Here is a 24920-nt window from a genome sequence, read left to right as displayed (position 1 = left end):
GGCGGCCATGACGCAGCGGGGCGAGCAGCCGGCGGAGCCACCGGCCACCATCACGCCGTACCCGGACGGGCCACTGATCGTGCGGGGATCCTTCGAACTCTGCGAGCTGGACGGCACGCCGATCCCGCGCAGCGGCAAGGCGGTGGCGCTGTGCCGTTGCGGGCGCTCTGCGCTGAAACCGTTCTGCGACGGCAGCCACAAGCTCGCGGCCGGCGCCGGACGCTCCAGGCCGAGCTGAGCTCAGTCGAAGTCCTCGTCGGTCAGCAGGTCGACGCTCAGCACGCCCGGGAGGTCAGCCAGCCGGGCAAGCAACTCGTCGCGGTCGGCCGAACCGGACAGGCTGATGGTCACCGCGACGGTGCGGCCCAAGCGGTCATTGTCGCTGGGCTCCTCGGGAGAGAGGTTGTTGATCAGCCAGCCGGCGGAGGTGCTCGCGGCCATGATCTGGCGCAGCACGCCCCGGCCGTCGAGGTAGTGCACCCGCAGCCGCATCACCGCCGTCCGGCTGCCGGGTAGCCGCCGGGCCAAGCCGGTGTAGCCGAAGACCGCGACGAAGTGCAGGCCGGTGACCACCCCGGCCAGCAACGGCAGCCCGGCTCCGGCCGCCATCCCGATCCCCGCGGTTTCCCACACCGTTGCCGCCGTGGTCAGCCCGCGCACCGAGCCCTGCCGGGTCAGGATCAGCCCGGCGCCGAGAAAGCCGACGCCGGAGACGATCTGGGCGGCCACCCGGGACGGGTCCAGCCGGACCACGCCCTCGGCGAGCACGTCGCCGAAACCGTACTTGCTGACCAGCAGCATCAGCGCCGAGGTGGTGCCGACGATGCTCTGGGTGCGCAGCCCGGCGCTCTTTCCGCGAACCTGACGTTCCAGGCCGATCAGCGAGGACAGCGCGAACGCCAACAGCAGCTCGCCGACCTGGCGCCAACCCTGGCCGTGGCCGGCAGCCAGCGCGATCGACTCAGCCACCGGTCGCATGCGCTACCGGCCCGGCCGCCGTGCCGCGATCACCGCTGCCGACCCAGCGCCGTCAGCCGGAACGACTGTGCGCCCGGCTGTGCCGGCGCAACTCGGCATCGGAGTGGGCCGCCCGGCGGATCCGGCCACCGGAGTAGCGGACGCCGCCGAACAGCACCCGGTTCGCCAGCGCCAGCCAGGAGCAGACCGAGCGCTCGGCCAGCCATGCCGGGGTGAACCAGACCGCCTGGGGCGGGAAGACCAGGTGACCCCGGCCACGCCGCCGGCCGATCTCGGCCAGGCCGACCGCCGCGCCCAGCAGGGCACCCAGGCGTACCGGCCGCCGGCGAAGCAGCACGAATGCCGGCAGCAGCGCCAGCTCGAGGATCATCCGGCCGGGCTGGGCAAAGCTGTCGTAGGCCTGTCTGACCCGCTGCCGGACGAAGTGCCCGGCGCTCGGCGGCAGCCTCCGGACGTACAGGTCGGGCATCAATCGCTCGCGGCCACCGGCAGCTCGGATCGTCCGGATCAGTTCCAGGTTCTCGAACAGCACATCGCCGTCGTAGCCGGCCGCGCGCAGCTGTGGATTGAGCCGTAGGGCGAGTGTTCCCGGGAAGTCGGTTCCGATGACCGCCCGGTTGAGCAGCGAGCGCGCGGTGTCCCAGCGGGCGTGCCACGGCAGCGGGCGGAAATAGTTCTGCGGACGCACCAGTTCGGCGGTGTCCAGCGCCAACTCCAGGCGGTGCAGTTGCGCCGGCTCGTAACGCACGTCGTCATCGGCGATGACGACCTTGTCCGAGCCGCACAACCGGAAGCCGGTGACGACCCCGTTCACCTTGCCGTTGCGGAATCGGACGTCCTCGGCCGGGCGGACATGGGTGACGGCAGAACTCAGCAGGGCCCGGTGCGCATCGAAGACCTCCGGCGGTGAACCGTCGACCACGATCACCCGCGCGGAATCGCTCAGGTCGTTGAGGTAACGGGCCAGCTCGCCGATGTCGCGGCCCCGATCGGACTTGATCGGCATGAGGTAGTTCAAGGACATCATGGTGCGCTCACCCCCTCGGCCGGACGTGCCGGCCGCGGGTAGCGGTCATGACAGCCCCGCGGTCAGCGCGGCGGTCGAGCCCGCGGTACGCAGCGAGGAACTTCCCGACGCCCAGCTGCGCAGCAGGTGACCGGCGAACAGGTTGTCCAGGTGCAACGCGCAGGCCGCGCCGAACAGCACGTCGTCGGCCAACTCCGGCTCCTCGGCCACCAGCGACCCGCAGACGTCGTGGGCTGCCAGTTGCTCGTGCAGGGCGTCTGCGGTGACGTGCTCGTCGTAGAACCGGGTCGTCACGGCGTCCGCGCCGAGGCGGCGGAGGCCTTTGCCGTAACGGCGATTCGGCGCCGAGGACGTCATCTCGAAGGCAGCCAGGTGCCCGGCCAGCGCGCCGAGATTCTCCCGGTGCAGGCCGAAGAACGACATCAGGTTGCTGATCGCCAGGGTGACGCCCGGCGCCTGGTTGAGGTAGTAGCCGTAGCTGTCGTCCAGGCCTAAGCCCCGCATGGTCGCCCTGAACAGCTCCGAGTGCATCCGGCTCACCGAGCCCGCGCCGTACTCGTCGGACTGGATCTCTACCAGCGCGGCCTTGGCCTTGCCGCGCAGCCGCGGTATCGCCCAGCTGTGCGGATCGGCCTCTTTCAGGTGGTAGATCGAGCGGTGCGTCACGAACTCCCGGAACTCCTCGGCAGTGGCGTCGGCCTGCAGGTGCCGAGCCAGTTGCGGGCCGGTGTCGGCATCGATCAGGGCGCGCAGCCGGTCGGCGATCGACTCGCCGGGCAGCATCGCCATGGCCGGCACACAGCTGCGCAGCGCCGAGCGGAACCGGGCCTCCAGGGCCTTCGTCCACGCCATCAGTTCGGGATCCCACTCCCAGCCGGGCCGGGCATCGGTGAATCCCGCGTAGTGCAATTCGTAACAGGTCCAGAGGCCCAACTGCAGATCGTCGTCGGCCAGTGCCGCGGCCGGCGGATCGAAGGCCAGGCCGGCCCCGAAGAGCTGAACCGAGCCGGCCGGCTGGCGCAGCGCGCCGAGCAACTCCTCGGTCAACGGCCCGCGAGCCTCGGGCAGCCTCACCGGGGACGTCCGGCTACGCGGTGGCGACTGTCTGACAAGGGGACGGACATCGGCGGCATCCTGACGCAAGACCCACGGTACCGGCGAGAAAGCGCATGATCAGCCGCGGGGCGCTCAACGCTCTGTGCCGAGCGGGGCCCTCATGCTAACCCACCGGCCGGTTGGTCGGCAGCGAGCGCACGCGCAGATAGCGTCCGGTGCGCCACCTCACCCGGATCAACCGGATTGCCGGGTTCTCAGGCCGCCGGTGAGCAGCGAGGTCCGCGATGTGCCCTGCACGTCCTGCTTCTAGGCCATTTCGTCTAGTACTGGCACCGCGGGGCTGGACTGGCGGGTCGGCGCTGGAATGCGGTGTCAGGAGTCTCCGTTACGGCGGGAGTCAGGTTCGCACTCGCAGGAGGTGCACAGGTGCCCGCGGTCTTTCGCTTCACCGAGTACGGCGGTCCGGAGACCCAGGAGTTCGCCGAGGTCGACAAGCCTAGGCCGGGGCCGGCTGAGATCCTGGTGCGGGTGAAGGCGGCGGGGGTGAACCCGGTCGATCACAAGGTGCGCAGCGGCGTGTTCGCCGGCATCCGGAGCCGTGACTTGCCCTCCGAGTTCGGTAGTGAGGTCTCCGGTGTGATCGAGGAGATCGGTTCCGATGTCAAGGGATTCTCGGTGGGTGACGAGGTATTCGGCTGGCCGGCGCCCGGCCACGGGGCGTTCTGCGAGTACACCCTGACAGCTGTCGACACGACGGCGAAGAAGCCAGCCCGACTGAGCTTCACCGACGCCGCGGCGCTGCCGGTGGCGGCAGCCACCGCCTATGACGGCGTGGCTCAGCTCGGCCTGTCCGCCGGGCAGACGTTGCTCATCACCGGCATCGGTGGCGGTGTGGGGGTCGCTGCCGCCCAGCTTGCCCGCAACGACGGCATCGCGGTGTTCGGAACCGGCAGCGACAGCAAGCGCCCGCTGGTGGAGTCGCTCGGCGCAACCCTGATCCCGTACGGAGACGGCCTCGAGCGGCGAGTGAGGGAACTTCTCCCCGAGGGTGTCGACGGGATCTATGACCTGGTGGGAGCCGACGCGCTGTCAGCCGTCGGTCGCCTGGTCAAGGATCCGGCCAAGCTGATCAGCGCCGCCGACCCCGCCGCGGCGGCCGAGTTCGGTGGCGCCGCGGTCCGCCGCGATCGCAGCGTGCGGGCGCTCGACGCGGTGGCCCGGCTGGCGGCTGAAGGAAAACTCGACCCGCACGTCACCCAGCTGGTGCCCTTCGATCAGGCGCCCACCGCGATCGCCGCGGTGGAATCCGGCCACCCGCTGGGCAAGGTCGTGCTGCGGATGGATTAGGTCCACCCCTGGCCGCGCCGGTGATCACCAGTCCTCGTCGTCCTCCGGGACCGTGGCATGCTGCTCCAGCACATCGGCCGGGTTGGCCGCGTCGGGATCGACGGTCGGTGGCTCGTCCCGCTCGTAGTCGTCGGAACCGCCGTGGAGATTGGCATCCTGCAGTTGCTCCAGCCGATCCGCTTCAGGCACTTCCAGTCCGAAATCCGCCTCTGACACGTGCGCGCCTTCCTGTGAGTCCTTCCGGGCAGAGACGGTGCCCGGGCCGCTGTCCAACAAACACACCTTGATACTGCTTGCTCGCGGATACTGCTTGCTCGCGGCGTCGCCGCTCAGTTGCCATCGCCGGTCAGTTTCGCATCGCCGCTCACCTCGACCAGATGGTGGTGATGGGCTGGGCCCGCGCGGCCTCGCCGAACGGTGTCAACCCGTAACCGGCCAGCAGGGTGGCCAGCAAGCCGTAGTGGTCGGTCCGAACGCTGTACCGGCCGGGGCGCACCTGCGCGCCGGTGACGATGGTGGCGATCCGGTTGTCGTGGCTCTTGTCGTCCTCGTCGGCGGTGACGATGAGCAAGCTGTTGTGAGCAGTGCTCCAGTCGGCGTAGGCGCCCAGGTGCGCGCGCAACCAGCGATCACCCTCGGCCACCGTGCCGTCGTGCATGTCGTTGTCAAGGTTGGGAATGACGAAGGAGACTTCTGGCAACCTGCTCAGGTCGCCGGGAAAGGCTGTCAGTGGTTGGTTGACCGTCGTCGGCAGCTCGCCGAAGTTGACCCAGGGATTGTGCTTGCGGGCGTAGGCGCCGGAACCGCATCCGGTGAAACCGGTCGCCGGCAGGTCTTCGGAGTAGCCGACGAAGCTGTGGCCGGCGGCCAGCAGCGCCGCGGCCAGGTTCGGACCGGTGAAGTTGTGCGGGCACGAGTTGTCGGTCAAGCCCTGGGTGGAGCCGGAGAACATGGCGAGGTAATTCGGCTGGCTGGGGTAGGTGATGCCGTGCGAGCGGGTCAACACCGCGCCGCGATCGGCCAGCGAGTTCAGGAACGGAGCGCTGCTCCTGCCGATGATCTGGCTGTAGGCGTGATTCTCCAGCACCACCACGACGATGTGGTCGAAGCGAGGAACTGCCGTGGCCGGCCCGGTTCGCGCCGCGGTGCCGGACTGCGCCGCTGTGCCGGAGGATGCCGTGCCGGACTGCGCTGCTGTGCCGGAAGATGCCGTGCCGATCGCACCGGTGCCGGTCGCCGGCGAGCCGGTCGCTGACGAGGCGGTGGTGCTCGATCCGGCGGGCGACGCGACGGTACGTGCGGACTTCGACGTACCGGCACCGCAGCCTGCCACCGTCAGCAGGGCGGCCAACAGCGCGGCGAACCCGATGGCTCTCGGCATGATCCTCCTCTCAGTGGGCAGGGCCGCCGATGAGGGCGGCGTCGAAGGTCCTGATCACCGCCGACATGTCGTCCTTGCCGTAGCCGAGGTCGCTGGCCTTCCGGTAGACCTCGCCGAGGGCGTTCAGCAGTGTGGTGTCGACGCCGGCCCGACCGGCGGCGTCGGTGATGAGCTCGACATCCTTGCTGACGCCGTCGAGTCCGAACGAGGGCGCGAACTCGGCGGCCATCATCTGGGCGCCCTTGAGGTGGGCGTAGGCGCAGTCGGAGGGGCCACCGGCTATCGCATCCAGGAAGAGCTGCGGATCGACGGCCAGGCCCGACGCCAAGCTCAGGGACTGGGCCGTGGCGGCGGTGATCGAGGCGATCCAGGCGTTGCAGGCCAGCTTCAGGGCCGTTCCCTGACCGGGCAGGTCGCCGGCCCAGATGCTGCGGACGCTGATCGCGTCGAGCACCGGCCGTAGGCCCGGCAGCAGCGAGCGGTCACCGCCGAGCAACATCACCAGCCTGCCCTGCTCAGCAGGCTCCTTGGTGCCCAGCACCGGGGCGTCGATCATCCTCAGCGCCGCGGCCTGCGCCAGGGCGGCCGCCTGGGTGGTTCCCTCCAGGCCGATGGTCGCCGACTGCAGCCAGATCGCGCCCGGCGCGACGGCCGGCGCGGCGTCGGTCATGACATCGAGGACCGCCGCGGCGTCGTAGAGCATCGTGATGATGACGCCGGCACCGGAGACCGCGTCGACGGGGGATTCGGCGACGTCGGCGCCGTCGGCGGCCAGTGCCTGGGCCCGGTCCTTGGTCCGGTTCCAGACCCGGACCGCAAGACCATTGCGCAACAGCGACCGGGCCATGCCGGTGCCCATCGTTCCGGTGCCGAGCACCGCCACGGTGGCAGCTGAGTCCACGTGAATCGCTCCTGATGGCCGGCGCCGGTCGGCGCGTGATCCGCACCGGTTCCGCGGGACCGCCTCGCGCCAGGACGGCGACGTCCGGATCGCGGGCTGCTGGAGCGGTGGGTGCCGGGCTGTGGTCTCAGCTGGGTCAACGGTACAACCGTGCGGCACTCGGGCGATTCTCGCGCCGGGCAGGATGGGGGTGCGGCAGGCGGTGGCCGTGCGCGCTGCCGGCAGCCATTAGGATGAGAGGGCGTTCGGCCACGAGCTGCGATCCGTCCCGCAGTGGCCGCCCGGCGGCATTGCGTCCCGGGAGACCCTTCACGTGATTTTCTTGCTTATCTGCTCGACCGCACTGTCGACACGCGTTCCGGCCGGTGACCGCCGGTGATCCCGGCGTCGTTGGTGCTGCTCGGCGTGCTGGTGGTGGTAGCCGATGCCCTCGCGGTCGCGGTGTTCGTGATCCGCTGGGAGCGGCGGACCTCGGCAACCCGGCAGGTCGCCAAGGTCAGTCCGAGCGCAGCCGACCGGAATACTGCTCCCTACCGCTCGACCGCCGAGCAGACCGAAGCGCGGACCGAAGCCCGGGCCGACGCCCTCAGCAGCTAACGGCATCGGCCCGGGCGTACCGCGAATCGCGGTCAGGATCCGGAGCCGGTCGAACTACTCAGTTGTGCACTGCCGTTCGTGTGCACTGCCGTTCGTGTGCACTGCCGTCGAATGGCCCGGTGCCGGAATCACTCGTCGGGTGCGGCGGCACTGATGTCGGCCAGCGCCGAGTCCTCGTCCAGTTCGATGGCGAGGTCGCCCAGGCTGATGATCCCCACCGCCCGGTCGTTCTCGACCACCGGCAACCGGCGTATCGCGTTGTCGCGCATCAGCTGGACCGCCTGGTCCAGCGAGGTGTCGGGCCCGACCGTCTGCAGATCGCTGGCCGAGCATGCCTCGCCGACCGGCGTCGAGAGATCCTTGTTCTCGGCAACCACCCGGATCGTGATGTCGCGGTCGGTCAGGACGCCGACCACCCGGCCGTTGTCCAGGACGATCACGTCGCCGGTATCGGCGTCGCGCATTCGGCGAGCTGCCTCGACGACCGGCTCGCTGACCTCGACGGTCTCCGGATCTCTCGTCATGACATCGGACACGGTTGTAGCCATGATGACCTCCATGGTGTTGGCCGACACTCACCAGCACCGGCTGTTCGGTGGTCACAGGGCGGCTGGCGAGCGAACGGCGGGCACTGGATCGCTTCTGACCAGACCGGACCACCGTAGTCCGTGGCCTCGTCATCGCACTAGTCACTCGTCGCGCTGGTTCGTCGGCGCGTCCGGCCCACGCGGGCCCGAAGATGAGCGAGCCGTCACAGGGAGTGCCCTCCAATCCGCTCAGCCGCGCTCCACCGGTTGAGCACAGCCGCTGAGACAGAGCGTGCTGGGACGAGCGCGCTGAGACGGCCCCGACTAGCGATCCAGCCGGAAGGCCTCGCCCGGTGCCCGGCCCTCGGGCTGGGACGGGGCGGTGGTGCTGGCGATGGCGGGGATCGGCAGTTCGACGGCCTTGCCGGCCGTCACGGTGAACGGCGAACCGTGGTGGCTGAGCCGCAGTTCGGTGTCGCCGTCCTCGACGGTGTAGCACGCCCGGTCGCCGGTGACGACCAGCCGGACCTTGCAGCCGCGCCACCGGAGGGCGAAGGACAGCCGGGTGATCGACTCGGGAAGCCGGGGCGCGAAGCTGAGCTGGCCGCCGTAGTCCCGCAGGCCGCCGAACCCGCAGACCAGGCCGATCCACGAGCCGGCCAGCGACGCCACGTGCACCCCGTCGCGGGTGTTGTGTTCCAGGTCCCGCAGATCCATCAACGCCGCTTCGCTGAGGTAGTCGTGGGCCAGCTGCAGGTGGCCGACCTCGGCGGCGAGAACGGCCTGGGAACAGGCTGACAGCGACGAGTCCCGGACGGTGATCTGCTCGTAGTAGTCGAAGGCGCGCCGCTTCTCCTGCGGGCTGAAGGAATCCCCGCACCAGTGCAGCGCGAGCACCAGGTCGGCCTGCTTGACGACCTGCTTGCGGTAGACCTGGAAGTACGGGGCGTGCAGCAGCAGCGGGTAGCCGCCGGTGCGGGCGCTGGCGGCGAAGTCCCATACCTCGTGGCGGTGGTAGCCGCGGTCCTGCTCGGGCAGCTGCTGGTGCTCGTCGTAGGAGATGGCCATGGTGGCCGCCGCCTCCTGCCACTGCTGGATCTCCTGCGCGGTCACGTCCGACTCGCCTGCCTCGGCCGGCCAGCGCTGAGCGGCCTCGGCGGCGTAGCGCATGTTCCGGGCAGCCATCAGGTTCGTGTAGGTGTTGTCATCGGCGATGGCGCTGTACTCGTCCGGCCCGGTGACACCGTCGATGTGGAAGCGGCCGTCGCTGCCGGCATATCCGAGTGAGTGCCACAGTCTGGCGGTCTCCACCAGCAATGGCAGCGCGCAACCCCTCTCGAAATCCTCGTCACCGGTCCACTGCACGTAGCGGACGGCGGCGAGTGCGATGTCGGCGTTGATGTGGAAGGCGGCCGTGCCGGCCGGCCAGTACGCACTGGTCTCCTGGCCGCGAATGGTCCGCCAGGCGAAGGCGGCGCCCCGCAGGTTCAGTGCCCGGGCCCGCTCCACGGCCAGGTCCATGGTGGAGTGCCGCCAGCGCAGCGCGTCGGCGGCTGCCTTGGGCGCGGTGGCGATCAGGACCGGCAGCACGAAGCTCTCGGTGTCCCAGAAGGCGTGGCCGTCATAGCCCGGGCCGGTCAGCCCCTTCGCCGGGATCGCGCGCTGTTCGGCTCGCGCGCCTGCCTGCAGGACGTGGAACAGCCCGAACCGGACGGCCTGCTGCACCGAGTCGTCGCCGTCCAACTCGACGTCGGCACCGTCCCAGAAGTGCTCGACGTAGGACCGCTGCTCGGCCAGCAACTCGGTCCAGCCGGTGTGCAGCGCCGCCGACAGGGCGGCATCGACCTGGTCGCGCAGGGCGGGCACGGTGCGCTGACTGGACCAGCCGTAGGCCACGAACTTCGTCAGCGACAGCGTCTGACCCGGCTCGAGCCGGCAGCCGACGGTGGTCCTGGACCAGTACGGCTCGACATAGGTGTGCGACTGGGCCTCAGCGTCGCTGGTGACCACGTGGTCGGCGGCGGCGGCCATCCTCAGCCCGGACCGGCGGGTGCGGTGCACCAGCGAGGACCGGTTGCCGCTGGCGCTGTGCTCGACGGCTTCCAGCGGGTCCCGCAACGCCGCCGCGGCCCGCGGGTCATTGCTCTGCCCGGGCACCTCCTCGTTGGCCACCAGCTCCGACTGGAGAACCACCCGCAACGGCGTCCCGACCGCCTCGACCTCGTAGTGCACCGCCACGATCGCCCGCTGGGTGAAGGAGACCAGCCGCTCGGAGCGGACCCGGACGGTGCTGCCGGCGGGTGAGATCCACTCGACGGAGCGTCGCAGGGTCCCGCTGCGCAGGTCCAGGGTGCGCTCGTGGCGCACCAGCCTTCCGTAGCGCATGTCGAAGGGTTCGTCGTCGACCAGCAGCCGGATCAGCTTTCCGTTGGTGACGTTGACGACCGTCTGGCCGGATTCCGGGTAGCCGAAGCCCGCTTCGGCGTAGGGCAGTGGCCGGGTCTCGTAGAAGGAGTTGAGGTAGGTGCCGGGCAGGCCCGCGGGATCGCCCTCATCGAGGTTGCCGCGGATCCCGATGTGGCCGTTGGACAGGGCGAACACCGATTCGCTCTGGGCCAGCATGCCCAGGTCCAGCTCCAGCTCGCGTACCCGCCAGGGCTCCACCGGAAACCGGGCGTCGGTGATCACGGGGCATCGTCCAGCAGTTCGGCGAGATCGCGCACCACCACGTCGGCGCCGTGCTCGCGGAGCTCGTCCGCCTGGCCGACCCGGTCGACGCCCACCACGTAACGGAAGCGACCCGCGCGCCCGGCCGCCACTCCGGCCAGGGCGTCCTCGAAGACGGCTGCCTGGTCGGGGCTGACCCCTGCCAGCTCGGCACCGGCCAGGAACGAGTCCGGCTTCGGCTTGCCCGGCAGGTGCCGCTCAGCCAGCGTCACCCCGTCGACGCGGCCTTCGACGTACTGATCGAGTCCGGTGGTCTGCAGCACCAGGGCGGTGTTGGCGCTGGAGGAGACCACGATGCGCCGCAGCCCCGCGCGCTGGGCGGCCTGCAGGTAGCGCCGGGATCCCTCGAAGACCTCCACGCCGTCCTCGGCGATCCGGCGGGTCAGCTCGTCGTTCTTGCGGTTGCCCAGCCCGTGCACGGTGAGCGCGCTGACGGGGTCCTCGGACTGACCCTCGGGAAGGGTGATGCCACGCGATGCCAGGAAGTCTCGTACGCCGTCCTCGCGTGGCTTGCCGTCGACGTAGCGCTCGTAGTCGGACTCCTTGTCGAACGGCTGGAAATCCGGGCCGTCCTGCTCGCGCAGGAAGTCGTCGAAGGTGTGCTGCCAGGCCACGGCATGCACCGCGGCGGTGTTGGTGAGAACGCCGTCGAGATCGAACAGGCAGGCCAGCACGCCTTCGGGCAGCCCGAGCACCATCTCAGCCCCTTCGGTCGTCTTGCGCTCCGCTCCGCCAAGGGGCCGAACTCGCCGCCTGGTACTCCCAGGCTAGTTCCACTCGGTAGCCGCAACGGCGTGCGGCACGCCCGAACTGTCGCAAAAGTCGGATGCGCGGTGGCGTACCCGGGGTCGGACGAGCGAGCCGAGGACCGCGGACCCGCGGAGCTGGTCGAGCGGGACCGAATACTCAGCCTGACTTCCTGCCCGGAGCCCGCCAGCGGCGGGGCCGGGCAGCTCGGGGGGCGGTCAGCGGGTGGTCGGGTCGCCGTCGGTGCGATCGCCCAGCCGGGGATCCAGGTTGCCGGCCTTCTCCTGCAACCGCTGGGCTTCGGCGCGCTCGCGCTCGGCCTCGGCGAGCCGCTGCTGGGCCTCGCGTTCGGTGTCGGTCGCCCGCAACTCGGCTTCGGCCCGTTCCCGCCGGGCCCGGGCCGCCTGCTCCTCGGCCGCGGCCTGCGCCGATTCGGCCCGGGCAGAGCGCTCGCCGGCCTCCTCCAGGTGCTGCTGAGCTGCGATCCGCTTGCGCTCGGTGGCCTGTGCCCGCATCCGGGGGAGCAGGAACGCGGCAAGCAGGGCAAGCACTACCAGGATCACCACGATGACGATAATGAGCGTTTTCATGACAACGTCCCTTCTGGTTGGCACGACGCTAACGCTCAGCGCCGTCACACGCCACTATGGCGTGGCTGCGTGCCGTGCCCGAGTGGCTGGTGTTCGGCCACCGCCGGGTGTCAGCCGCCCGCTGGGGTGTCCCCGGGAATCGGCAGTTCGCCGGTTCGGCACAGCTCCTCGCAGATGGCCCGGAGCTTGATGTGGGTGTGTTGGGATGCCTTGATCAGCAGCGCGAAGGCGGCATCGGGAGTCAGCCGGTACCGCTCCATCAGGATGCCCTTGGCCTGGCCGATCACATCCCGGCTGGTCAGGGCGACCGCCATGTTGCGACGCCATTCCTGGGCGGCCAGGGCGATGGTGGCGTTGGCGGCGAAGACGGTGGCCAGCACCTGGGATTCCTCGTCGAAGGCGTGCGGGTGCCCCGAGGCCAGGCTCAGCGAGCCGTAGACCCGGTTCTTGGCGACCAGCGACGTACACATCATGCTGCCCACCCCCAGCTGGGTGGCCGCGGCGGTGAACCTCGGCCAGCGACTCTCACTGCGCAGGTCGGGCACCCACACCGGCTCCGGCTGGGTGGCCGCGTCCAGGCAGGGACCCTCGCCGGCCTCGTTCTGCAGACCGATGACTTCTGGCGTCAGTTCCCCCGAGGTGGCTCGCGCCTCCAGCCGCCGCGGACCGGTAGGCACCACCAGGGCCGAGAACTCGGTGCCCGGAATCAGGTCCACCGCTCCTTGGGTGATCACCGTCAGGGGATCGGAGTCGCCGGCATGGACGGTGAGTGCCAACTCCGTCAGGGCCGCCGCGAAGGCGGAGCTGCCGGCAGTACCGGCTGGTCGATTCGGATCTTCGGTGGCGCGCCGGTGCTCCCGTTGCGGGTGGGCGGCCTGCGCCCGGTCGAGCAGTTCAGACATGCTTCCTTCCTTGGTTGGCGGCATCCAACCTCCCACTGACCGGGCAATGATGCCATCAAGGACGGTGAAAACGCACCCCTCGGCGGCGTGCCAGCGCTTTTTTTGGCGGCGTGCCGCAGGGCCGGCCGCGGAGCCGGCCCGATCCAGGGACCGGCCGTGGGTCGCCGTTCAGGGACCGGCCTCGATGCGCTCCCGCATCGCCGTGAGCGGCCACGGCGCGTTGTCCACCCAGCCGTAACGCCACGGATGGACCGCCTCGACCCACCAGGTCGCTCCGGCCTCGCGATGCTGGTCATAGCGCTCCAGCCGTGCTGGGTCACCGCCCTCGGTCTCACCCGGAACGGCGAGGTCATAGGAGGCATCGGTTGTCCGCAGGGCGGCGATCCTGGCCGCGACCGCCGCGGTGTCGGCAACGTCCCACTTGCCGTCCAGGCGCATCGGGACCACGCCGTCCCACCGGGCGGCCCGCCGGAACGGCCGGCTGCCGGGCCAGGTACCGCCGACCCAGACCGGGATGCGTGGCTGCTGCACCGGCGGCGGGTAGCAGACCGCGGACCAGTCCGGGCCGGCGACGCGGTAATGCCGGCCCTCGTGACGCACCGGCTCGCCGGTCCACAGCCGCTCCAGCAGGTCCAGATGCTCGTCCAGCATGTCGCCCCGGGTGGCGGCGTCGGTCTGCTCGCCGCAGTAGTCCCACTCGTACGGATAGTCGCCGGTGCCGACCCCCAGGATCAGCCGCCCCCCGCTCAGCCTGTCCAGGGTGACGCTCTGGCGCGCCATCACCAGCGGCCGCCGCCGGGGCAGCGGCGTGACCAGGGTGCCCAACCGGATCCGCTCGGTGGCACAAGCCGCCGCGGCCAGCGCGATCCAGGGATCGACCACGTCGATCGGTCCCGCAGCGAAGGCGAACAGGTGGTCCCAGAGGAAGAAGCCGTCCCAGCCGGCAGACTCGGCGGCGAGCGCCCAGTCCGCTACCAGGGCTGCATCCAGCCCGGTTCCGAAACAGGGAACGGAGAGTCCGTGGCGCATCCGGTGAACGTACTCGACGGTGGCCGCGCGATGCCGGGGGCGCTGTGGTCAAGGTCCGGCGCTGGGTCCCGGTTCAGGTCTGGGTCATCACGGATTCGATCTCGTTCTGCCGGTGCCGGAAGTCACACGATCCAGGATGCCGTTCGGGAAGCAGGCAAATCCGGCCAGTGGCCAGATGGGTCATGCCGCAGCGATGTGCCTGGGCCGCCGCCGTGTTGATCTGAGTGTTGTGGCTCTCATCGCGTACCGGGCTGGAAGGGACGGAGAGGTTATCGAAAGAAGTCATGACGGTTTGCCGATCTGCCGCTTGTTGGGCTTGTCTCACGAACCTTGCCTGCGTACCAGCCTGTCGGCCGCAGGCGGGGTCTTCGGTGCGCAGCCAGCGTAATAGGAGGCAGGTTTCAGCCAGGTGAGCAGTGGGTTTCGAGCTCCGGAAATCATCCGGCGTGCCGCCGCCTGGAATGCATGACAATCCGCCGCCAACCATGACGATCCGCCGCCTTCGACCCGGCCCCGATGCTGAGGCGTGGGTGGCCTACCGGGTGGCCTACCGGGTGGCCTACCGGGTGGTCAGCCGGATGGTCATCCGGGCGCCGTCCGGCGTCGGGACCACGCTCATCCCGAAAGCGCCGATGTGCTTCCAGTCCGCCTTGTCCTTCGCGGAGGCTTCCGGGTCGGAGTCGAGGAGGCCGCCGATGTTGACGTAGGCGATCAGACCGGCCGTGGCGCTGTCGGGTACCGCCTTGCGGAAGGCCGGGTCCTCACCGAGGGTCCGGGCGCCGGAACGGGCGCGCGGGTCATAGCTCGTGCTGTTGCTCAGCAGGTAACCGTCAGCTGTCCGTTGCGCATGCAAGCTGTCGGCAGGCACGCCGAACGGTTCGCCCAATGAATCCAGCAGTTGCATCGCCCGGTCGGCGCCGGTGGTGCTGACCTGGGCGGCGATCTCGGCATCGCCGTCGGGACCGTGGGGGAGGCGGGCCGAGATCGTGGTGTCGGTGCCGAACAGCGCCCGTAGGTCCTCGGGCAGTTGCAAGCCGGTCTCCTCGATCAGGCTCTCGAACTGCTCGCGCAGGCCGAGGGCCGCCGAGGTGCCCGCCCAGGCCGCGCTGAGGGAGTCACCCAGACCGGTGACCTCCAGCGCGGCGCTGGTGTCCTCGGCGGCGAGCTTGGTCAGGGTTCCGTTCACCGGCTTGCCCGCCGACCGCGCGGTGCCGGTGGTGCCCGTGTCATGCGATACGGCCGACACCTCCAGGTAGTCCGAGCTCGCGTGCGCGCCGAGGACGATCCGGCCCTTGCTCGCCGACAGGGCGTTCAGGCTCTGCAGGTCCTCCAGCCGCGCCTTGGCCGAGCCGCTTCCGGCCTTCAGCGCCGCCACGGTTGCCGCGAAGTCGGCCCAGCCGACCGCGATCTGGTCACCGTGCAGTGATTTCAGGTCCGCGCGGTAGCGATCGACGCCGGCCAGCGTCCCGCGCCGGACACCGGCCAGGACCGCCTCGGCGTGTGACTGGCTGTCACTGATCAGGGCGTACCCGTCGATGGTGACCCAGCCGAGGTCCTTGTCGGTGCGAGCCGCCTTGCTCAGCGTGGCCTTCATCTTGGCCTCGTCGGTGTAGGCCACCGCCAGGACCGGATCAAGGCCGGCCTCGCTGGCGGTGTCCGGCACGGCGGCCAAGGCGATCCGGTCGCCGAGCCAGGGCTTGATCTCGGTGGTGTAGTCGACCTCGGTCTGGTCGCTGAAGAACGCCGACAGCAGCGCGTTCTTCTCCGCGTCGATGTTGGACGCGCCTTTGGACACTGCCGGGAACTTGGCCGACAGCCGGTAGGCCGCGATCTTCTGGCCGGCGGCCGGGTCGAGGTCGAGCTTGGCGAAGGCGACCGTCGTCGCGGGAAGCACTCGTTCCGGCTGGATCCCGCTGCTGGCCAGCACGGTGTAGGCGTAGGCGGCTACCGCGCCGCCGGCAAGCACCGCGAGCACGGCAGCGCCAGCGATGATCTTCTTGGCCTGACCGCCCTTGGACGGCGGCGGCCCGGCCGGGTGTGGCAGGTAGACAGCAGGCGGAAAGGCTTCATGCGGAAAGGCGTGATCATGGGGATAGGCGTGATCATGGGGGAAGGCGTGATCATGGGGAAGGGCCTGAGAAGGTGGCACATCCTGGCCGAAGCTCTGATGTTGCGGCAGATTCTGGGGAAAGACCTGCTGCGGCGGCACGTCGTGCGGAAGGGGCGGCCCTTGGTATTCAGACGGGTATTCAGACGGGTATTCAGGCTGGTTTTCCGGCTGATAGTCAGGCTGATCCGGACCGGAGTTCGAATGTGTCATGAAACCGTCCCACGGCCTTCCGTCGTGTCGGCGTGCTGAGATCACCTCCCAATCGACTGGCCGGAGCGCAATCTTAGTCAGCCGGCAGCCCGGTGCCGCCGTGACGCGAATGCCCTCGGCGATGGGCGACAGCGCGTCATAGCAGGAACATTCTAGATCTTGAGTGTCCCGTCCGCCGGTGGTTGCGATGCCCGGTGTCCACTCGACATCGTCGGGTGATCGACGCCTCTGGCAGAGTCGCTCCCATGACTGGCCCGATCTCAGCTCGCCGCATCGTGCCCGCGGCTGACCATGAGGCGCTGGCGGCGATGGACACGTCCTACGAGACGACGAGCGTGTATGACGTTCGCGAGTTCCCGTTCGGGTTCGAACTCGTACCGCGCGCAGTGTCCCCTGGCCTCCACCGGCCAGGAGGGCAGATCGTTGCGGAGCTGGCGGGAAGTCCACTCTGGAGCGACGCGTGGCTCGCCGTCAGCGACGGTTCAACGGCTGGCTTCGCCGCCGTCGGCTACGAGACCTGGAACCGCCGGGTGCGGCTCTGGCATCTGTACGTGGATAGCGCTCACCGGCGGCGGGGCGTCGGGACCACGTTGTTGTCGACGGTCGCGCATTACGCATCTTCGCTCGGTGCCAGCCACGTTTTCGCCGAGACGTCGAACGTCAATGCGCCCGCCATCGCGACCTACCTGCGCTATGGCTTCGGCCTCGTGGGGCTCGACACCAGCCTGTACGCCGCCACCAGCCACGCCGACGAGGTCGCCGTTTACCTGGCGCTCCGCCTGTAGGACCAACGAAGCTGGCCCCTCCGGGTCGACCTGAGGTCGAACGTGCCGGAGGGGCCAGACATGAGAACCAAATCGATTGTTTACGCGGCGCCCAGCCGGCGGGTGATGCCGGTGAGGACATTGGTGGGCCGCTGCTGCTCGCCCGCGAACGCGCTGATGACGACCAGCGCGCCGGTGAGCGCCGGAACGACCCACTGCAAGGCGGTCAGCTGCTTCTGCGCCCCGGCTACGTCGGCAGGGGTTTCGGGGGCCGGTGTGGTGCCGTCAGCGGCCGGAACCGCGTGGTACTGCGATACCTTGCGGCCCAGTATGCGGGAGTATCCGGTGGCGGCCAGCGCGGCGGCCGTCACTCCGGTCTTGACCATCGACATGGTGGCCACACCCTGCTGCGCGGCCAGTCGATCGCTGTTGTCCAGCAGCTGCCCCACGCTGCCGATCAGGTGGGCGCCGATCGCGGCGGCGTTCACCGGCGTCCAGCGGTCCCAACCGGTGTTGGCGACCGCACCGGAGGCGCTGGCGCTGCCGGCCTGCCCGGCGGCCGGGTTCAGGGCTACCGCGTTGGCCAGCGTGCCGCCGAACCAGGCGGCCAGACCTACGTCATGCATCGAACGGGAAATGGTGTTGAAAAGCACGGTGACTCCAAGGAGGAGAGGCGATGCGCACCTCGCGGCGCACGCCGGATCGCTGTTGATCCGCGAGGACCCACGGTCCGTGATCCCACCGTAACCCCTGCCGCTGACTGCCCCCAAAGCTGCCGGTCGCACCCGGGCGGTGCGGGTGGAGAGCGGGGTGAAGGAGTGCCAGCGCGCCCGTGCCGGCAACGCGGTAGCGTGGTCGACACGGTACGAGGTGAACCAAACCAGCCGGCCCCCCAAAGTCAGCAGCACCGCGCTGAGCGCGCTGCACTGGGGTCCTAGAGGCAGCACCATGACCGGAGATGCATCATGAGCGTGGGAAGACTGGCGGCTCGTGCCGTCATCGGGGGCCTGTTCATCGGCCATGGCACCCAGAAGCTGTTCGGTTGGTTCGGCGGCCCGGGCCGCGCCGGCACCGAGGGCATGATGGAAGCCCTGCAACTTCGCCCGGCCAAGGTGCACGCCACCCTGGCCGGTGTCACCGAGACCGCCGGCGGCGCGATGATCGCCGCGGGCCTGGGAACACCGCTGGCGGCGGCCGGCCTGACCGGCGTGATGACCACCGCGATCCGCAAGGTCCACCTGCCGAACGGGCCGTGGGCAGCCAACGGTGGCTGGGAGTACAACGCCGTGCTGATCGCCGCCCTCACCGCACTGGCCGAGACCGGGCCGGGTCCGGTGTCGCTGGATCACTACCTCGGCATGGAACGCAGCGGTGCCCGCTGGGCGCTGGCTGCGCTGGCTACCGGGGTGGGTGCGGCCTTCCTCACCATGCAAGCCGGCCAGCGGGGCGCTGCCGCGCCGGTGCTGCAGGCCGCGGCGCCGGTTGCGGCCGAGGACACCGCGGGCGACCCCACCACCGTCGGCGCCTGAGCGGCGGCTACCACACTCTCGACAGCCGTTGGTCAGTCGACCGCCAGCCCGGCCGGGACTTCGGGAAGGTCGATCGAGAGCTCGACCGAAGCCGGGCCTTCCAGCGCCTGGGCGATCGCGGCGTCGATCTGCAGTTGCTGCCCGTGCCGCAGCGCGGCGTCGAATGCCGCCCCGATGGCGGCGCGGGCCTGGGCGACCGTCCGGTCCTTGAGTTCCAGATCGGGGAGGTAGTAGTTGTAGCCGCTGCCGACGGAGCCGGCGAGCGCGGCCTGTGCGGCGCCCATCAGCAGCGCCGCGCGGGCCCAGCGGCCGGCCAGTCCCTCCACGACGGCGAGCGCGTCCAGGAAGTACGAGGTGTTCGCCCGGTCGCCGGTTTCCCGGGACAGCTCCACTCCCTCGCGGAGCAGTTGCGACGCCCGCTCCAACCGGCCCTCCGCGGTGGCGGCCTGGGCCAGGTTGTAGAGAGCGATGTAGCTGACCAGGCGGTCGGCCCGCCGCCGTGCCAGGGCCAGGCCGCGCTCGAACAGTTCGGTCGCGGGCCCGGTGCTGCCGCGGACCAGCTGGACGGTTCCCAGCCAGACCAGCAACAGCGAGTGCAGCCAGTCGTCCCGCGCCTGCACCGCCGGGTCCAGGGCGTTGCGGAAGTAGTGCTCGGCGCGGGACAGGTCACCGGTCGCCAGCGGCACCAGGCCCAGGCCACCCAGGGCGTTCGCCTGCATGCCCAGCTCACCGGTGCGCCGTGAGATGTCCAGCGCCCGCTGCCAGTGCGCCGCGGCGCGCTGGTAGTCACGGTGCACGTAGCTCAAGCACGCGGCAGCCGTCTCCGCCCTGGCCCGGACGTCGTCGGCCAGCTCCGCCCGCAGCGCCGCCTCGGTCCAGTCCCGGCCTTGCTGGTCACCGCCGCGCATCCACCACACCAGCCACATCGCCCAGCACATCCGGCCGGCCGTGCCGGCATCGCCGGATTCCAGGGACTGCGAGATCGCCCGCCGGACGTTGCCGTCCTCGCGCTCGAGCCGTCCGAGCCACCGAACCTGCTCGCCGGTCTGCAATGCCGGTGCCGCGAGTTCCACCAGCCGCAGGTAGCAGGCCGCGTGGGCGGCGCCCAGCCCAGGCCGGTCCGGCTCGGCCAGCAGCGAGTCGGCGTACTGCCGGATCGGCTCCAGCAGGTCGTAGCGGACCCTGCCGTCGGGGTCGCGATCGACCCTGACGAGCGAGTGCTCGACCAGGTTGTGCAGGGCCGGTAACACCTGCAGCGGCGTGAGAACCGCTGCCGCCACCGCTTCGGCGGCGTCGAGCTCGAAGCCGCCGGCGAAGACGGCGAGCCTGGGCAAGAGCGCCTGGGCCTGCGGGTCGAGCAGCTGGTAGCTCCAGTCCAGCGTCGTGCGCAGCCCACGCTGCCGGGCCGGCAGGTCGCGGGTCCAGCCGGTGGCAAGGGCCTGGTCCAGCCGTTGCAGCAGATCCTGCGGTGACAGCAGCTTGACGTTGGCCGCGGCCAGTTCCAGCGCCAGCGGCAGGCCCGCCAGCCGCCAGCAGATTGCCGCTACCTCATCGGCGGTCGCCTCGGTGAGCTCGAAGGAAGGCAGCACCGCTCGCGCCCTGGCCAGGAAGAGCTGGCCTGCCGGGGACGAGCTGACGACGCGCGGGTCGGCCGACTGGGTCGAGCGCGGCAGCGCCAGCGGCGGCACCACATGCTCGCGCTCGCCGCCGACCCGCAGCGGGGCGCGGCTGGTGACCAGTGCTCTCAGCTCGGCAGCGCCGGCCAGCAGCTCGGCGATGGTCGGTGCCGCCGCGAGCAGGTGCTCGGCGTTGTCCAGCACCAGCAGCAGCTTGCGGTGCCGAAGTTGCTCGATCAGCGCCGGGACCGCCGCACCGGACTCCGAATCCAGGTCACGGACACCCAGCTCACGGGCGATGGCCGCCGGCACCGACTCGGGATCGGTGACCGGGGCCAGGGGTACGAACACCACGCCGTCCTCGAAGCTGCCCGTCACCCGCCGGGCGACCTCGACAGCCAACCGGGTCTTGCCGACCCCGCCCGGGCCGGTCAGGGTGAGCAGCCGGCAGTCGGACCCGGTGAGGATCCTGAGCACGTCCTCGACCTCGGCGTCCCGGCCCACCAGCTCGGTGATCGGGCCGGCAACCGCTGCCCGGCCAGCGGCGCTGCCTGGTTGCCGGCGCTCGCCGGCTCGGCGGTCGGCTCGGCGGTCGTCTGCTCGGCGTTCGCCGGCCCGGCGTTCGGAGCCTGACGGGGGCCCTGCGGCCCGGTGACCGATCTGGTCGCCGCCGTCCGCAACGCCGTTTCCCAGGTCGGTCGGCAGCGCCTGGAACAGCCACTCCCGGTCGGACTCGGACAGTGTCAGCGCCTCGGCGAGCCTGCGCACGGTGTGCGGATGTGGCCGCCGCCGGGTGCCGCGCTCCAGGGCGCTCACCCCGTTCGTGCTGAGACCGGCCCGCTCGGCAAGCTCGTCCTGGGTCAGCCGGGCGTTCTGGCGGAGGGCTCGCAGCCGCCCGCCGAACGAGGGAATCGATACCTGATGGTCTGGGCGCCGTTGCACGATCCCCAGTCTAGGAACGGCTCAGGGGTTGTGTGGCCAATGTGCGGGTGCTGAGTGTTCCGCGCCCGCGCCGCGCACCGCAAGGTTGACGACATCATCGACCGGCGCGGGGGGAGGAGGACACCATGGCGACCGCCACCAGGCCGGCCTGGTACGCCTACGGCGACGGAACCGGAACCAGGACGCCGTGGGGTGACCTGGTCACCGAGGTCGTGCCGGCCACGCTCACCAGCGGCGCGTTCCGCTGCCTGGACGTCCGGGTGTCCAGCGAGCTGGCGCATCCGGATTACGTACACCACCGCTGTGACGAGGCTTTCTACGTCATCAGCGGGCAATTCAGCATGACCGTCGGCGAGCAGCAGCTGGCCGGCCTCGACGCCGGCGCCTCGGTGTACGTGCCGCGCGGGCTTCGCCGGTCGCTGCGGTCCACTTCTCGAACCGGCCGGCTGCTGGTCATCCAGACGCCGGGCGACGAGCAGGACGACGTGCTGGCCGCACCGGCGCAGCAGCAGTCCGGCAGCACGGTCTCCCTCGCCCAGGCACTGGCCGCCGGGGGCATCGAACTGATCACCACCCACCAAACTCCACCAACCGCACCATCCGACACAGAAAGAGGAATCTCATGTTCAAGCGCGCAGCAGCGGTGATCGCCCTGACGGCAGGAGCCGTTCTCGGCGGCCAAGCCGCTCCCGCGTCGGCAGCATCAGCCGCACCGGCCGTCGGTGAACCGGAGGTCGCCTGGGTGAACAAGAACATCATCCTGTCACCGGACCACAGCACCGCGACGGTGCTGGGCAAGTACCGGTGCTCCGGTGGCGAGACCGGCACGCACCTCTGGGTGTCGGTCAAGCAGGGCCCGGCTCTGGACACCGAGCACACCACCAGCGAGTTCGCGACCGCCTGGTACGACACCAACTACAACTACGCCAATGACCCGGCCGGCCTGACCGTCGACTGCGACGGCAAGTGGCACGTCAGCCGGATCACCGTCAAGCCGGTGTTCGGGACGCTGAGCACGGGCAGCGCCTACGTCCAGTGGTGCCTGTACGACAGTGTCGGCGGCTTCGCCGGCCCGTCGAGCTTCCTGACCGTTCGCGGCGGCTGAGCCCGGACTCGCTCACCAGTCCAGAATACCGTTATCGGCAAAGGAGTTCAGATGCGCTTGATCGCGCGCACCGCAGTCGCCTCGGCGCTGGGCCTCGGCATGCTGGCCGGCCTGCCCGGCATCGCGCACGCCCAGGACACCGTCCTGGTGGCCCAGCATGGATCGCACGCGATCTATCTGGCCACCGGAGAGCAGTACAGCACCGAGAACCCGCAGTCCTACTGGGACTTCGTTCCGCTGGACGGGATGTGCGGCTTCGAGGGCAGTGCTCTCACCCTGGCCAACATGGATGAGGTCTTCTTCATCCAGACCAAGACCCGGGGTGCCCAGGCCGGTTCCTTCACCGGTACCGGCAAGATCCTGGACGAGACGTTCACGCTGCAGCAGCTGGCCGCGGACGGGACGGTGGTCCGCACCTTCACCGGAACCGGTACCGAACTCGCCCAGATGCGCGGCACCGGGGACGCCGGCCAGCAGGCGGACATCAGCGTCAACCTGCGGGTGGCGTTCCGGGGCGTCGCCGAGGACGGCACCAAGATCACCTTCACCATCAAGGCACGGCTGCGCGCCGAACAGCAGAGATTCGACGCCGCGGTCGACGGGTGCCGGCTGACCTGAGCTGAGCACCATCCCGGCGCGGCCGGGCAGCCACGGGGGCTGCCCGGCCGCGCTGGCGTGTGCACCAGGCTGCGGCAGCACCAGGCTGCGGCAGCACCAGGCTGCGGTAGGAGCAGCTAGCTCACCGCGGGCAATCGCTGATCGGCGTTGAGCAGCGGGCGGAACAGGTCGCCCTGCTCGGTGACGCGCTGCAGGGCGGCCCGCATCGCGAAGCCGTCCGGCTTCAAACCCGGATCGTCCAGCTCGTCCCAGCCGATCGGCATCGACACCGGCGCTCCGGGCGCCGGGCGGGCGCTGTACGGGGCGACCAGGGTCTTGTTGATCGCATTCTGGGTGTAGTCCAAGCGGGCCTTGCCGGCTCGGTCGCGCACCCCCCACTTCCAGCTGAGCAGTTCCGGCACTACCGCGCCGACGGTCTTGGACAGCTCCTCCACCCACCGCCGGGTCTCGGAGAAGCTGGGGCCGCGGCTGATCGGCACCCAGATCTGGATGCCGCGGCGGCCGGTCACCTTCGGCACGGCGAGCACCCGCAGGTGCTCGAAGGCGGTCCGGTGCAGCCTGGCCAGTACCAGCACGTCCTGCCAGGAGGTCGAGTCGCCCGGGTCGATGTCGATCAGCGCGTACGTTGGCTGGCGCGGCCGGTCGGTCAGCGACGTCCAGGCATGCCATTCCAGGGCGCCGAAGTTGGCGGCCCACACCAGCGCGGCCGGCTCGTTGACGACCAGGTAGCTACGGGTCTCACCGGGGTCGGCCTCCGGGTTCTCCCACCGGGTGAGCCAGTCGGGGGCCCAGTCCGGAAGCTCCTTGTGCCAGAAGCCCTTGCTGCCGGCGCCCTGGGGAAAGCGGTGCATGTTGAGAGCCCGGCCCGCCAGGTAGGGCAGCGCGACCGGGGCGATCTGCGCCGCGTAGCGAAGGAATTCTCGTTTGGTGATCGGCTGGTGCTCCGCCGATCCTGCGAACAGCACCTTGTCGAGATTGGTCACCTTCAGCTCGCGTCCGAAGATCTCCCACCGGCCCGTCGCGGGCAGCTCGTCCAGCGCCGCCAGCTCGGCGGGGCTGGGCCGCTCGGTTCCGGATTCCTTGAGGGCGATCGAGGCCTCGCTGGCCGGCAGGTCCGAGCGCCACATCCGGTCCGGGTCGGCCAGCACCTCCTCGTTGGTCCGGCCACTGAGCACCGAGCGCGGGTGCTCTTCGGGATCCCAGCCGGCCACCGCGAAGTCGTCATGCTTGTGCAGCATCAGCCACTGTTCCTTGCCACCGGAATCCTGGCCGGTCCGTACCAGGACGAAGCGGCCGCGCAGCTTGGTGCCGTGCAACTCGGCGTGCAGCTCCCCGCCGGCCACCGCGGCGGCGGGATCGATGCCGGGCTTGGCCGGCTCCCAGGTGCCGGCGTCCCAGACGATGACGTCACCGCCGCCGTACTCGCGGGCCGGGATGACGCCCTCGAAGTCGATGTACTCGATCGGGTGGTCCTCGACATGGAAGGCGGCGTGCCGGGCAGCCGGGTCCAGGGTGGGGCCCTTCGGCACGGCCCAGCTCACCAGCACGCCGTCGATCTCGAACCGGACGTCGTAATGCAGCCGCCGGGCCCGGTGCCGCTGCACCACGAAGCGCGGTGCCGCAGGCGCGGCGACAGCGGTGGACGGGTCGCCGGCCGGTTCAGAGGTACGGCTGAAGTCGCGCTTGCGCCGGTAGCTGGCGAGCTTCTCAGCCGGTGCCGAACTGGGAGCCATGGGCTTGAGTCAAATACCTGGCCCCCGGTACCGCAAACCCGAGACAGCTGCCTTGGCGAGAAGCACAGTGGCGAGCCAGCCGGCCAGCGCGCCCAGGGTGAGGCCAGCCAGCACGTCCTGCAGGTGGTGGACGTGGGCGGCCACCCGGGCGGCGGCGAGCACGACGGCCGCGGCAGCCAGTACCACCCCGGTCAACCGGTGCCGGAAGAACACCACGCTGGCGAGCAGGCCCGCCGCGACGCAGTGGTCGGAGGGGAAGCCGTTGTCGGCGCTATGCCGGATCAGCGGATGCAGCGACGGGTCCTGCACGAACGGGCGGGCGTCGGTATGCAGGGCGGCGGCGGTGACCAGCAGGAGCACCGCGAACACCAGCCCGATCAGCGCGATCGCCGCGGACCGCGTCTTGCTGTGGCGGTCCTCGCGCAGCATCCAGGTGAGCAGGGCCACGGCAGCCATCGCGATGAGCAGGTAGTTGGCGAGCCAG

At 70.2% G+C, this 24920-nt stretch carries 26 protein-coding genes; 8 read left to right on the top strand and 18 right to left on the bottom strand.

Annotated features, from left to right (window positions below; translation table 11 throughout):
• The first annotated feature begins 7 nt into the window (after positions 1 to 7).
• Complete coding sequence (locus VF542_RS01300) at positions 8 to 238, top strand: CDGSH iron-sulfur domain-containing protein (RefSeq protein WP_408649898.1); 231 nt, start codon at positions 8 to 10, stop codon at positions 236 to 238.
• Positions 239 to 240: 2 nt separating this feature from the next.
• Here the strand turns inward: VF542_RS01300 and VF542_RS01295 are convergent, their stop codons facing one another.
• Genes VF542_RS01295 through VF542_RS01285 form a run of 3 tightly spaced genes read right to left on the bottom strand, consistent with a single transcriptional unit; the run spans position 241 to position 3079 of the window.
• Entirely contained in the window at positions 241 to 978 is a 738-nt protein-coding gene (locus VF542_RS01295; protein WP_408649897.1) for an MgtC/SapB family protein, read from the bottom strand.
• Positions 979 to 1030: 52 nt separating this feature from the next.
• Positions 1031 to 2002 (bottom strand): glycosyltransferase, encoded by a 972-nt coding sequence (locus VF542_RS01290; protein ID WP_408649907.1) that lies wholly within the window; start codon positions 2000 to 2002, stop codon positions 1031 to 1033.
• Positions 2003 to 2050: 48 nt separating this feature from the next.
• Positions 2051 to 3079: an iron-containing redox enzyme family protein gene (locus tag VF542_RS01285; RefSeq protein WP_408649896.1), complete on the bottom strand. Its 1029-nt coding sequence runs from the start codon at positions 3077 to 3079 to the stop codon at positions 2051 to 2053.
• A 408-nt stretch (positions 3080 to 3487) separates the two neighbouring features.
• Here VF542_RS01285 and VF542_RS01280 point away from each other — a divergent pair, with 408 nt between their 5' ends.
• Entirely contained in the window at positions 3488 to 4408 is a 921-nt protein-coding gene (locus tag VF542_RS01280) for an NADP-dependent oxidoreductase (protein ID WP_408649895.1), read from the top strand.
• Between the two features lie 24 nt (positions 4409 to 4432).
• Here VF542_RS01280 and VF542_RS01275 read toward each other — a convergent pair whose 3' ends face one another.
• From VF542_RS01275 to VF542_RS01265, 3 genes are all read right to left on the bottom strand, one after another.
• Positions 4433 to 4624: a hypothetical protein gene (locus VF542_RS01275; RefSeq protein ID WP_408649894.1), complete on the bottom strand. Its 192-nt coding sequence runs from the start codon at positions 4622 to 4624 to the stop codon at positions 4433 to 4435.
• A 148-nt stretch (positions 4625 to 4772) separates the two neighbouring features.
• Complete coding sequence (locus VF542_RS01270; protein ID WP_408649893.1) at positions 4773 to 5789, bottom strand: alkaline phosphatase family protein; 1017 nt, start codon at positions 5787 to 5789, stop codon at positions 4773 to 4775.
• Positions 5790 to 5799: 10 nt separating this feature from the next.
• Positions 5800 to 6690, bottom strand: coding sequence for an NAD(P)-dependent oxidoreductase (locus VF542_RS01265; RefSeq protein ID WP_408649892.1), 891 nt, complete (start codon positions 6688 to 6690; stop codon positions 5800 to 5802).
• A gap of 375 nt (positions 6691 to 7065) precedes the next feature.
• Here VF542_RS01265 and VF542_RS01260 point away from each other — a divergent pair, with 375 nt between their 5' ends.
• Entirely contained in the window at positions 7066 to 7287 is a 222-nt protein-coding gene (locus VF542_RS01260; RefSeq protein ID WP_408649891.1) for a hypothetical protein, read from the top strand.
• 128 nt (positions 7288 to 7415) lie between these two features.
• On the opposite strand, the gene VF542_RS01255 is transcribed toward VF542_RS01260, so the two are convergent.
• From VF542_RS01255 to VF542_RS01220, 8 genes are all read right to left on the bottom strand, one after another.
• Positions 7416 to 7835: a CBS domain-containing protein gene (locus tag VF542_RS01255; RefSeq protein ID WP_408649890.1), complete on the bottom strand. Its 420-nt coding sequence runs from the start codon at positions 7833 to 7835 to the stop codon at positions 7416 to 7418.
• Positions 7836 to 8138: 303 nt separating this feature from the next.
• Positions 8139 to 10502 (bottom strand): glycoside hydrolase family 65 protein, encoded by a 2364-nt coding sequence (locus VF542_RS01250; RefSeq protein WP_408649889.1) that lies wholly within the window; start codon positions 10500 to 10502, stop codon positions 8139 to 8141.
• A complete protein-coding gene (locus tag VF542_RS01245; protein ID WP_408649906.1) occupies positions 10499 to 11236 on the bottom strand; it encodes a beta-phosphoglucomutase family hydrolase in 738 nt (245 codons plus the stop codon). The genes VF542_RS01250 and VF542_RS01245 overlap by 4 nt, the downstream gene beginning before the upstream one ends.
• Positions 11237 to 11506: 270 nt before the next feature.
• Positions 11507 to 11878, bottom strand: coding sequence for a hypothetical protein (locus VF542_RS01240; RefSeq protein WP_408649888.1), 372 nt, complete (start codon positions 11876 to 11878; stop codon positions 11507 to 11509).
• 110 nt (positions 11879 to 11988) lie between these two features.
• Positions 11989 to 12780, bottom strand: a complete 792-nt coding sequence (locus VF542_RS01235; protein ID WP_408649887.1) for a GAF and ANTAR domain-containing protein — start codon at positions 12778 to 12780, stop codon at positions 11989 to 11991.
• 168 nt (positions 12781 to 12948) lie between these two features.
• Positions 12949 to 13809: an LLM class flavin-dependent oxidoreductase gene (locus VF542_RS01230; RefSeq protein ID WP_408649886.1), complete on the bottom strand. Its 861-nt coding sequence runs from the start codon at positions 13807 to 13809 to the stop codon at positions 12949 to 12951.
• Between the two features lie 73 nt (positions 13810 to 13882).
• Positions 13883 to 14095 (bottom strand): hypothetical protein, encoded by a 213-nt coding sequence (locus VF542_RS01225; protein WP_408649885.1) that lies wholly within the window; start codon positions 14093 to 14095, stop codon positions 13883 to 13885.
• Positions 14096 to 14368: 273 nt separating this feature from the next.
• Positions 14369 to 15958, bottom strand: coding sequence for a DUF3352 domain-containing protein (locus VF542_RS01220; protein ID WP_408649884.1), 1590 nt, complete (start codon positions 15956 to 15958; stop codon positions 14369 to 14371).
• Positions 15959 to 16374: 416 nt separating this feature from the next.
• On the opposite strand from VF542_RS01220, the gene VF542_RS01215 reads away from it, so the two are divergent.
• Entirely contained in the window at positions 16375 to 16914 is a 540-nt protein-coding gene (locus VF542_RS01215) for a GNAT family N-acetyltransferase (RefSeq protein WP_408649883.1), read from the top strand.
• 80 nt (positions 16915 to 16994) lie between these two features.
• On the opposite strand, the gene VF542_RS01210 is transcribed toward VF542_RS01215, so the two are convergent.
• Positions 16995 to 17519, bottom strand: a complete 525-nt coding sequence (locus VF542_RS01210) for a hypothetical protein (protein WP_408649882.1) — start codon at positions 17517 to 17519, stop codon at positions 16995 to 16997.
• Positions 17520 to 17858: 339 nt separating this feature from the next.
• Here VF542_RS01210 and VF542_RS01205 point away from each other — a divergent pair, with 339 nt between their 5' ends.
• Positions 17859 to 18422 (top strand): DoxX family protein, encoded by a 564-nt coding sequence (locus tag VF542_RS01205; RefSeq protein WP_408649881.1) that lies wholly within the window; start codon positions 17859 to 17861, stop codon positions 18420 to 18422.
• 32 nt (positions 18423 to 18454) lie between these two features.
• Here VF542_RS01205 and VF542_RS01200 read toward each other — a convergent pair whose 3' ends face one another.
• The gene (locus VF542_RS01200; RefSeq protein WP_408649880.1) at positions 18455 to 20980 is read right to left on the bottom strand and encodes an ATP-binding protein; all 2526 of its coding nucleotides are present in this window, start codon (positions 20978 to 20980) and stop codon (positions 18455 to 18457) included.
• Positions 20981 to 21105: 125 nt separating this feature from the next.
• Here VF542_RS01200 and VF542_RS01195 point away from each other — a divergent pair, with 125 nt between their 5' ends.
• From VF542_RS01195 to VF542_RS01185, 3 genes are read left to right on the top strand one after another with little or no spacing between them, the layout of a single operon-like run.
• Positions 21106 to 21627, top strand: a complete 522-nt coding sequence (locus tag VF542_RS01195; protein WP_408649879.1) for a cupin domain-containing protein — start codon at positions 21106 to 21108, stop codon at positions 21625 to 21627.
• Positions 21603 to 22085, top strand: coding sequence for a hypothetical protein (locus VF542_RS01190; protein WP_408649878.1), 483 nt, complete (start codon positions 21603 to 21605; stop codon positions 22083 to 22085). Before VF542_RS01195 ends, VF542_RS01190 begins: the two co-directional genes overlap by 25 nt.
• A 51-nt stretch (positions 22086 to 22136) precedes the next feature.
• The gene (locus tag VF542_RS01185; RefSeq protein ID WP_408649877.1) at positions 22137 to 22703 is read left to right on the top strand and encodes a hypothetical protein; all 567 of its coding nucleotides are present in this window, start codon (positions 22137 to 22139) and stop codon (positions 22701 to 22703) included.
• Positions 22704 to 22819: 116 nt separating this feature from the next.
• Here VF542_RS01185 and VF542_RS01180 read toward each other — a convergent pair whose 3' ends face one another.
• Both VF542_RS01180 and VF542_RS01175 read right to left on the bottom strand, forming a co-directional pair.
• Complete coding sequence (locus VF542_RS01180; protein WP_408649876.1) at positions 22820 to 24436, bottom strand: DNA polymerase ligase N-terminal domain-containing protein; 1617 nt, start codon at positions 24434 to 24436, stop codon at positions 22820 to 22822.
• 9 nt (positions 24437 to 24445) lie between these two features.
• Positions 24446 to 24920 (bottom strand): phosphatase PAP2 family protein (locus tag VF542_RS01175; RefSeq protein ID WP_408649875.1); only part of this gene is annotated, 475 nt, incomplete at its 5' end.

It is taken from the genome of Jatrophihabitans sp. (assembly GCF_036389215.1).
Lineage (GTDB): Bacteria > Actinomycetota > Actinomycetes > Mycobacteriales > Jatrophihabitantaceae > Jatrophihabitans_A.
Note: the sequence above shows the minus strand (reverse complement) of the source record. Positions and strands in the feature narration are given on the sequence as shown.

Excerpts from the sequence above, each read along its gene's own strand:
- VF542_RS01255 (WP_408649890.1), bottom strand. The coding sequence starts at position 7,835 with ATGGCTACAACCGTGTCCGATGTCATGACGAGAGATCCGGAGACCGTC.
- VF542_RS01205 (WP_408649881.1), top strand. The coding sequence starts at position 17,859 with ATGAGCGTGGGAAGACTGGCGGCTCGTGCCGTCATCGGGGGCCTGTTC.
- VF542_RS01195 (WP_408649879.1), top strand. The coding sequence starts at position 21,106 with ATGGCGACCGCCACCAGGCCGGCCTGGTACGCCTACGGCGACGGAACC.
- VF542_RS01290 (WP_408649907.1), bottom strand. The coding sequence starts at position 2,002 with ATGTCCTTGAACTACCTCATGCCGATCAAGTCCGATCGGGGCCGCGAC.
- VF542_RS01190 (WP_408649878.1), top strand. The coding sequence starts at position 21,603 with ATGTTCAAGCGCGCAGCAGCGGTGATCGCCCTGACGGCAGGAGCCGTT.
- VF542_RS01225 (WP_408649885.1), bottom strand. The coding sequence starts at position 14,095 with ATGACTTCTTTCGATAACCTCTCCGTCCCTTCCAGCCCGGTACGCGAT.
- VF542_RS01270 (WP_408649893.1), bottom strand. The coding sequence starts at position 5,789 with ATGCCGAGAGCCATCGGGTTCGCCGCGCTGTTGGCCGCCCTGCTGACG.
- VF542_RS01185 (WP_408649877.1), top strand. The coding sequence starts at position 22,137 with ATGCGCTTGATCGCGCGCACCGCAGTCGCCTCGGCGCTGGGCCTCGGC.
- VF542_RS01295 (WP_408649897.1), bottom strand. The coding sequence starts at position 978 with ATGCGACCGGTGGCTGAGTCGATCGCGCTGGCTGCCGGCCACGGCCAG.
- VF542_RS01230 (WP_408649886.1), bottom strand. The coding sequence starts at position 13,809 with ATGCGCCACGGACTCTCCGTTCCCTGTTTCGGAACCGGGCTGGATGCA.
- VF542_RS01180 (WP_408649876.1), bottom strand. The coding sequence starts at position 24,436 with ATGGCTCCCAGTTCGGCACCGGCTGAGAAGCTCGCCAGCTACCGGCGC.
- VF542_RS01215 (WP_408649883.1), top strand. The coding sequence starts at position 16,375 with ATGACTGGCCCGATCTCAGCTCGCCGCATCGTGCCCGCGGCTGACCAT.
- VF542_RS01210 (WP_408649882.1), bottom strand. The coding sequence starts at position 17,519 with ATGCATGACGTAGGTCTGGCCGCCTGGTTCGGCGGCACGCTGGCCAAC.
- VF542_RS01240 (WP_408649888.1), bottom strand. The coding sequence starts at position 11,878 with ATGAAAACGCTCATTATCGTCATCGTGGTGATCCTGGTAGTGCTTGCC.
- VF542_RS01300 (WP_408649898.1), top strand. The coding sequence starts at position 8 with ATGACGCAGCGGGGCGAGCAGCCGGCGGAGCCACCGGCCACCATCACG.
- VF542_RS01235 (WP_408649887.1), bottom strand. The coding sequence starts at position 12,780 with ATGTCTGAACTGCTCGACCGGGCGCAGGCCGCCCACCCGCAACGGGAG.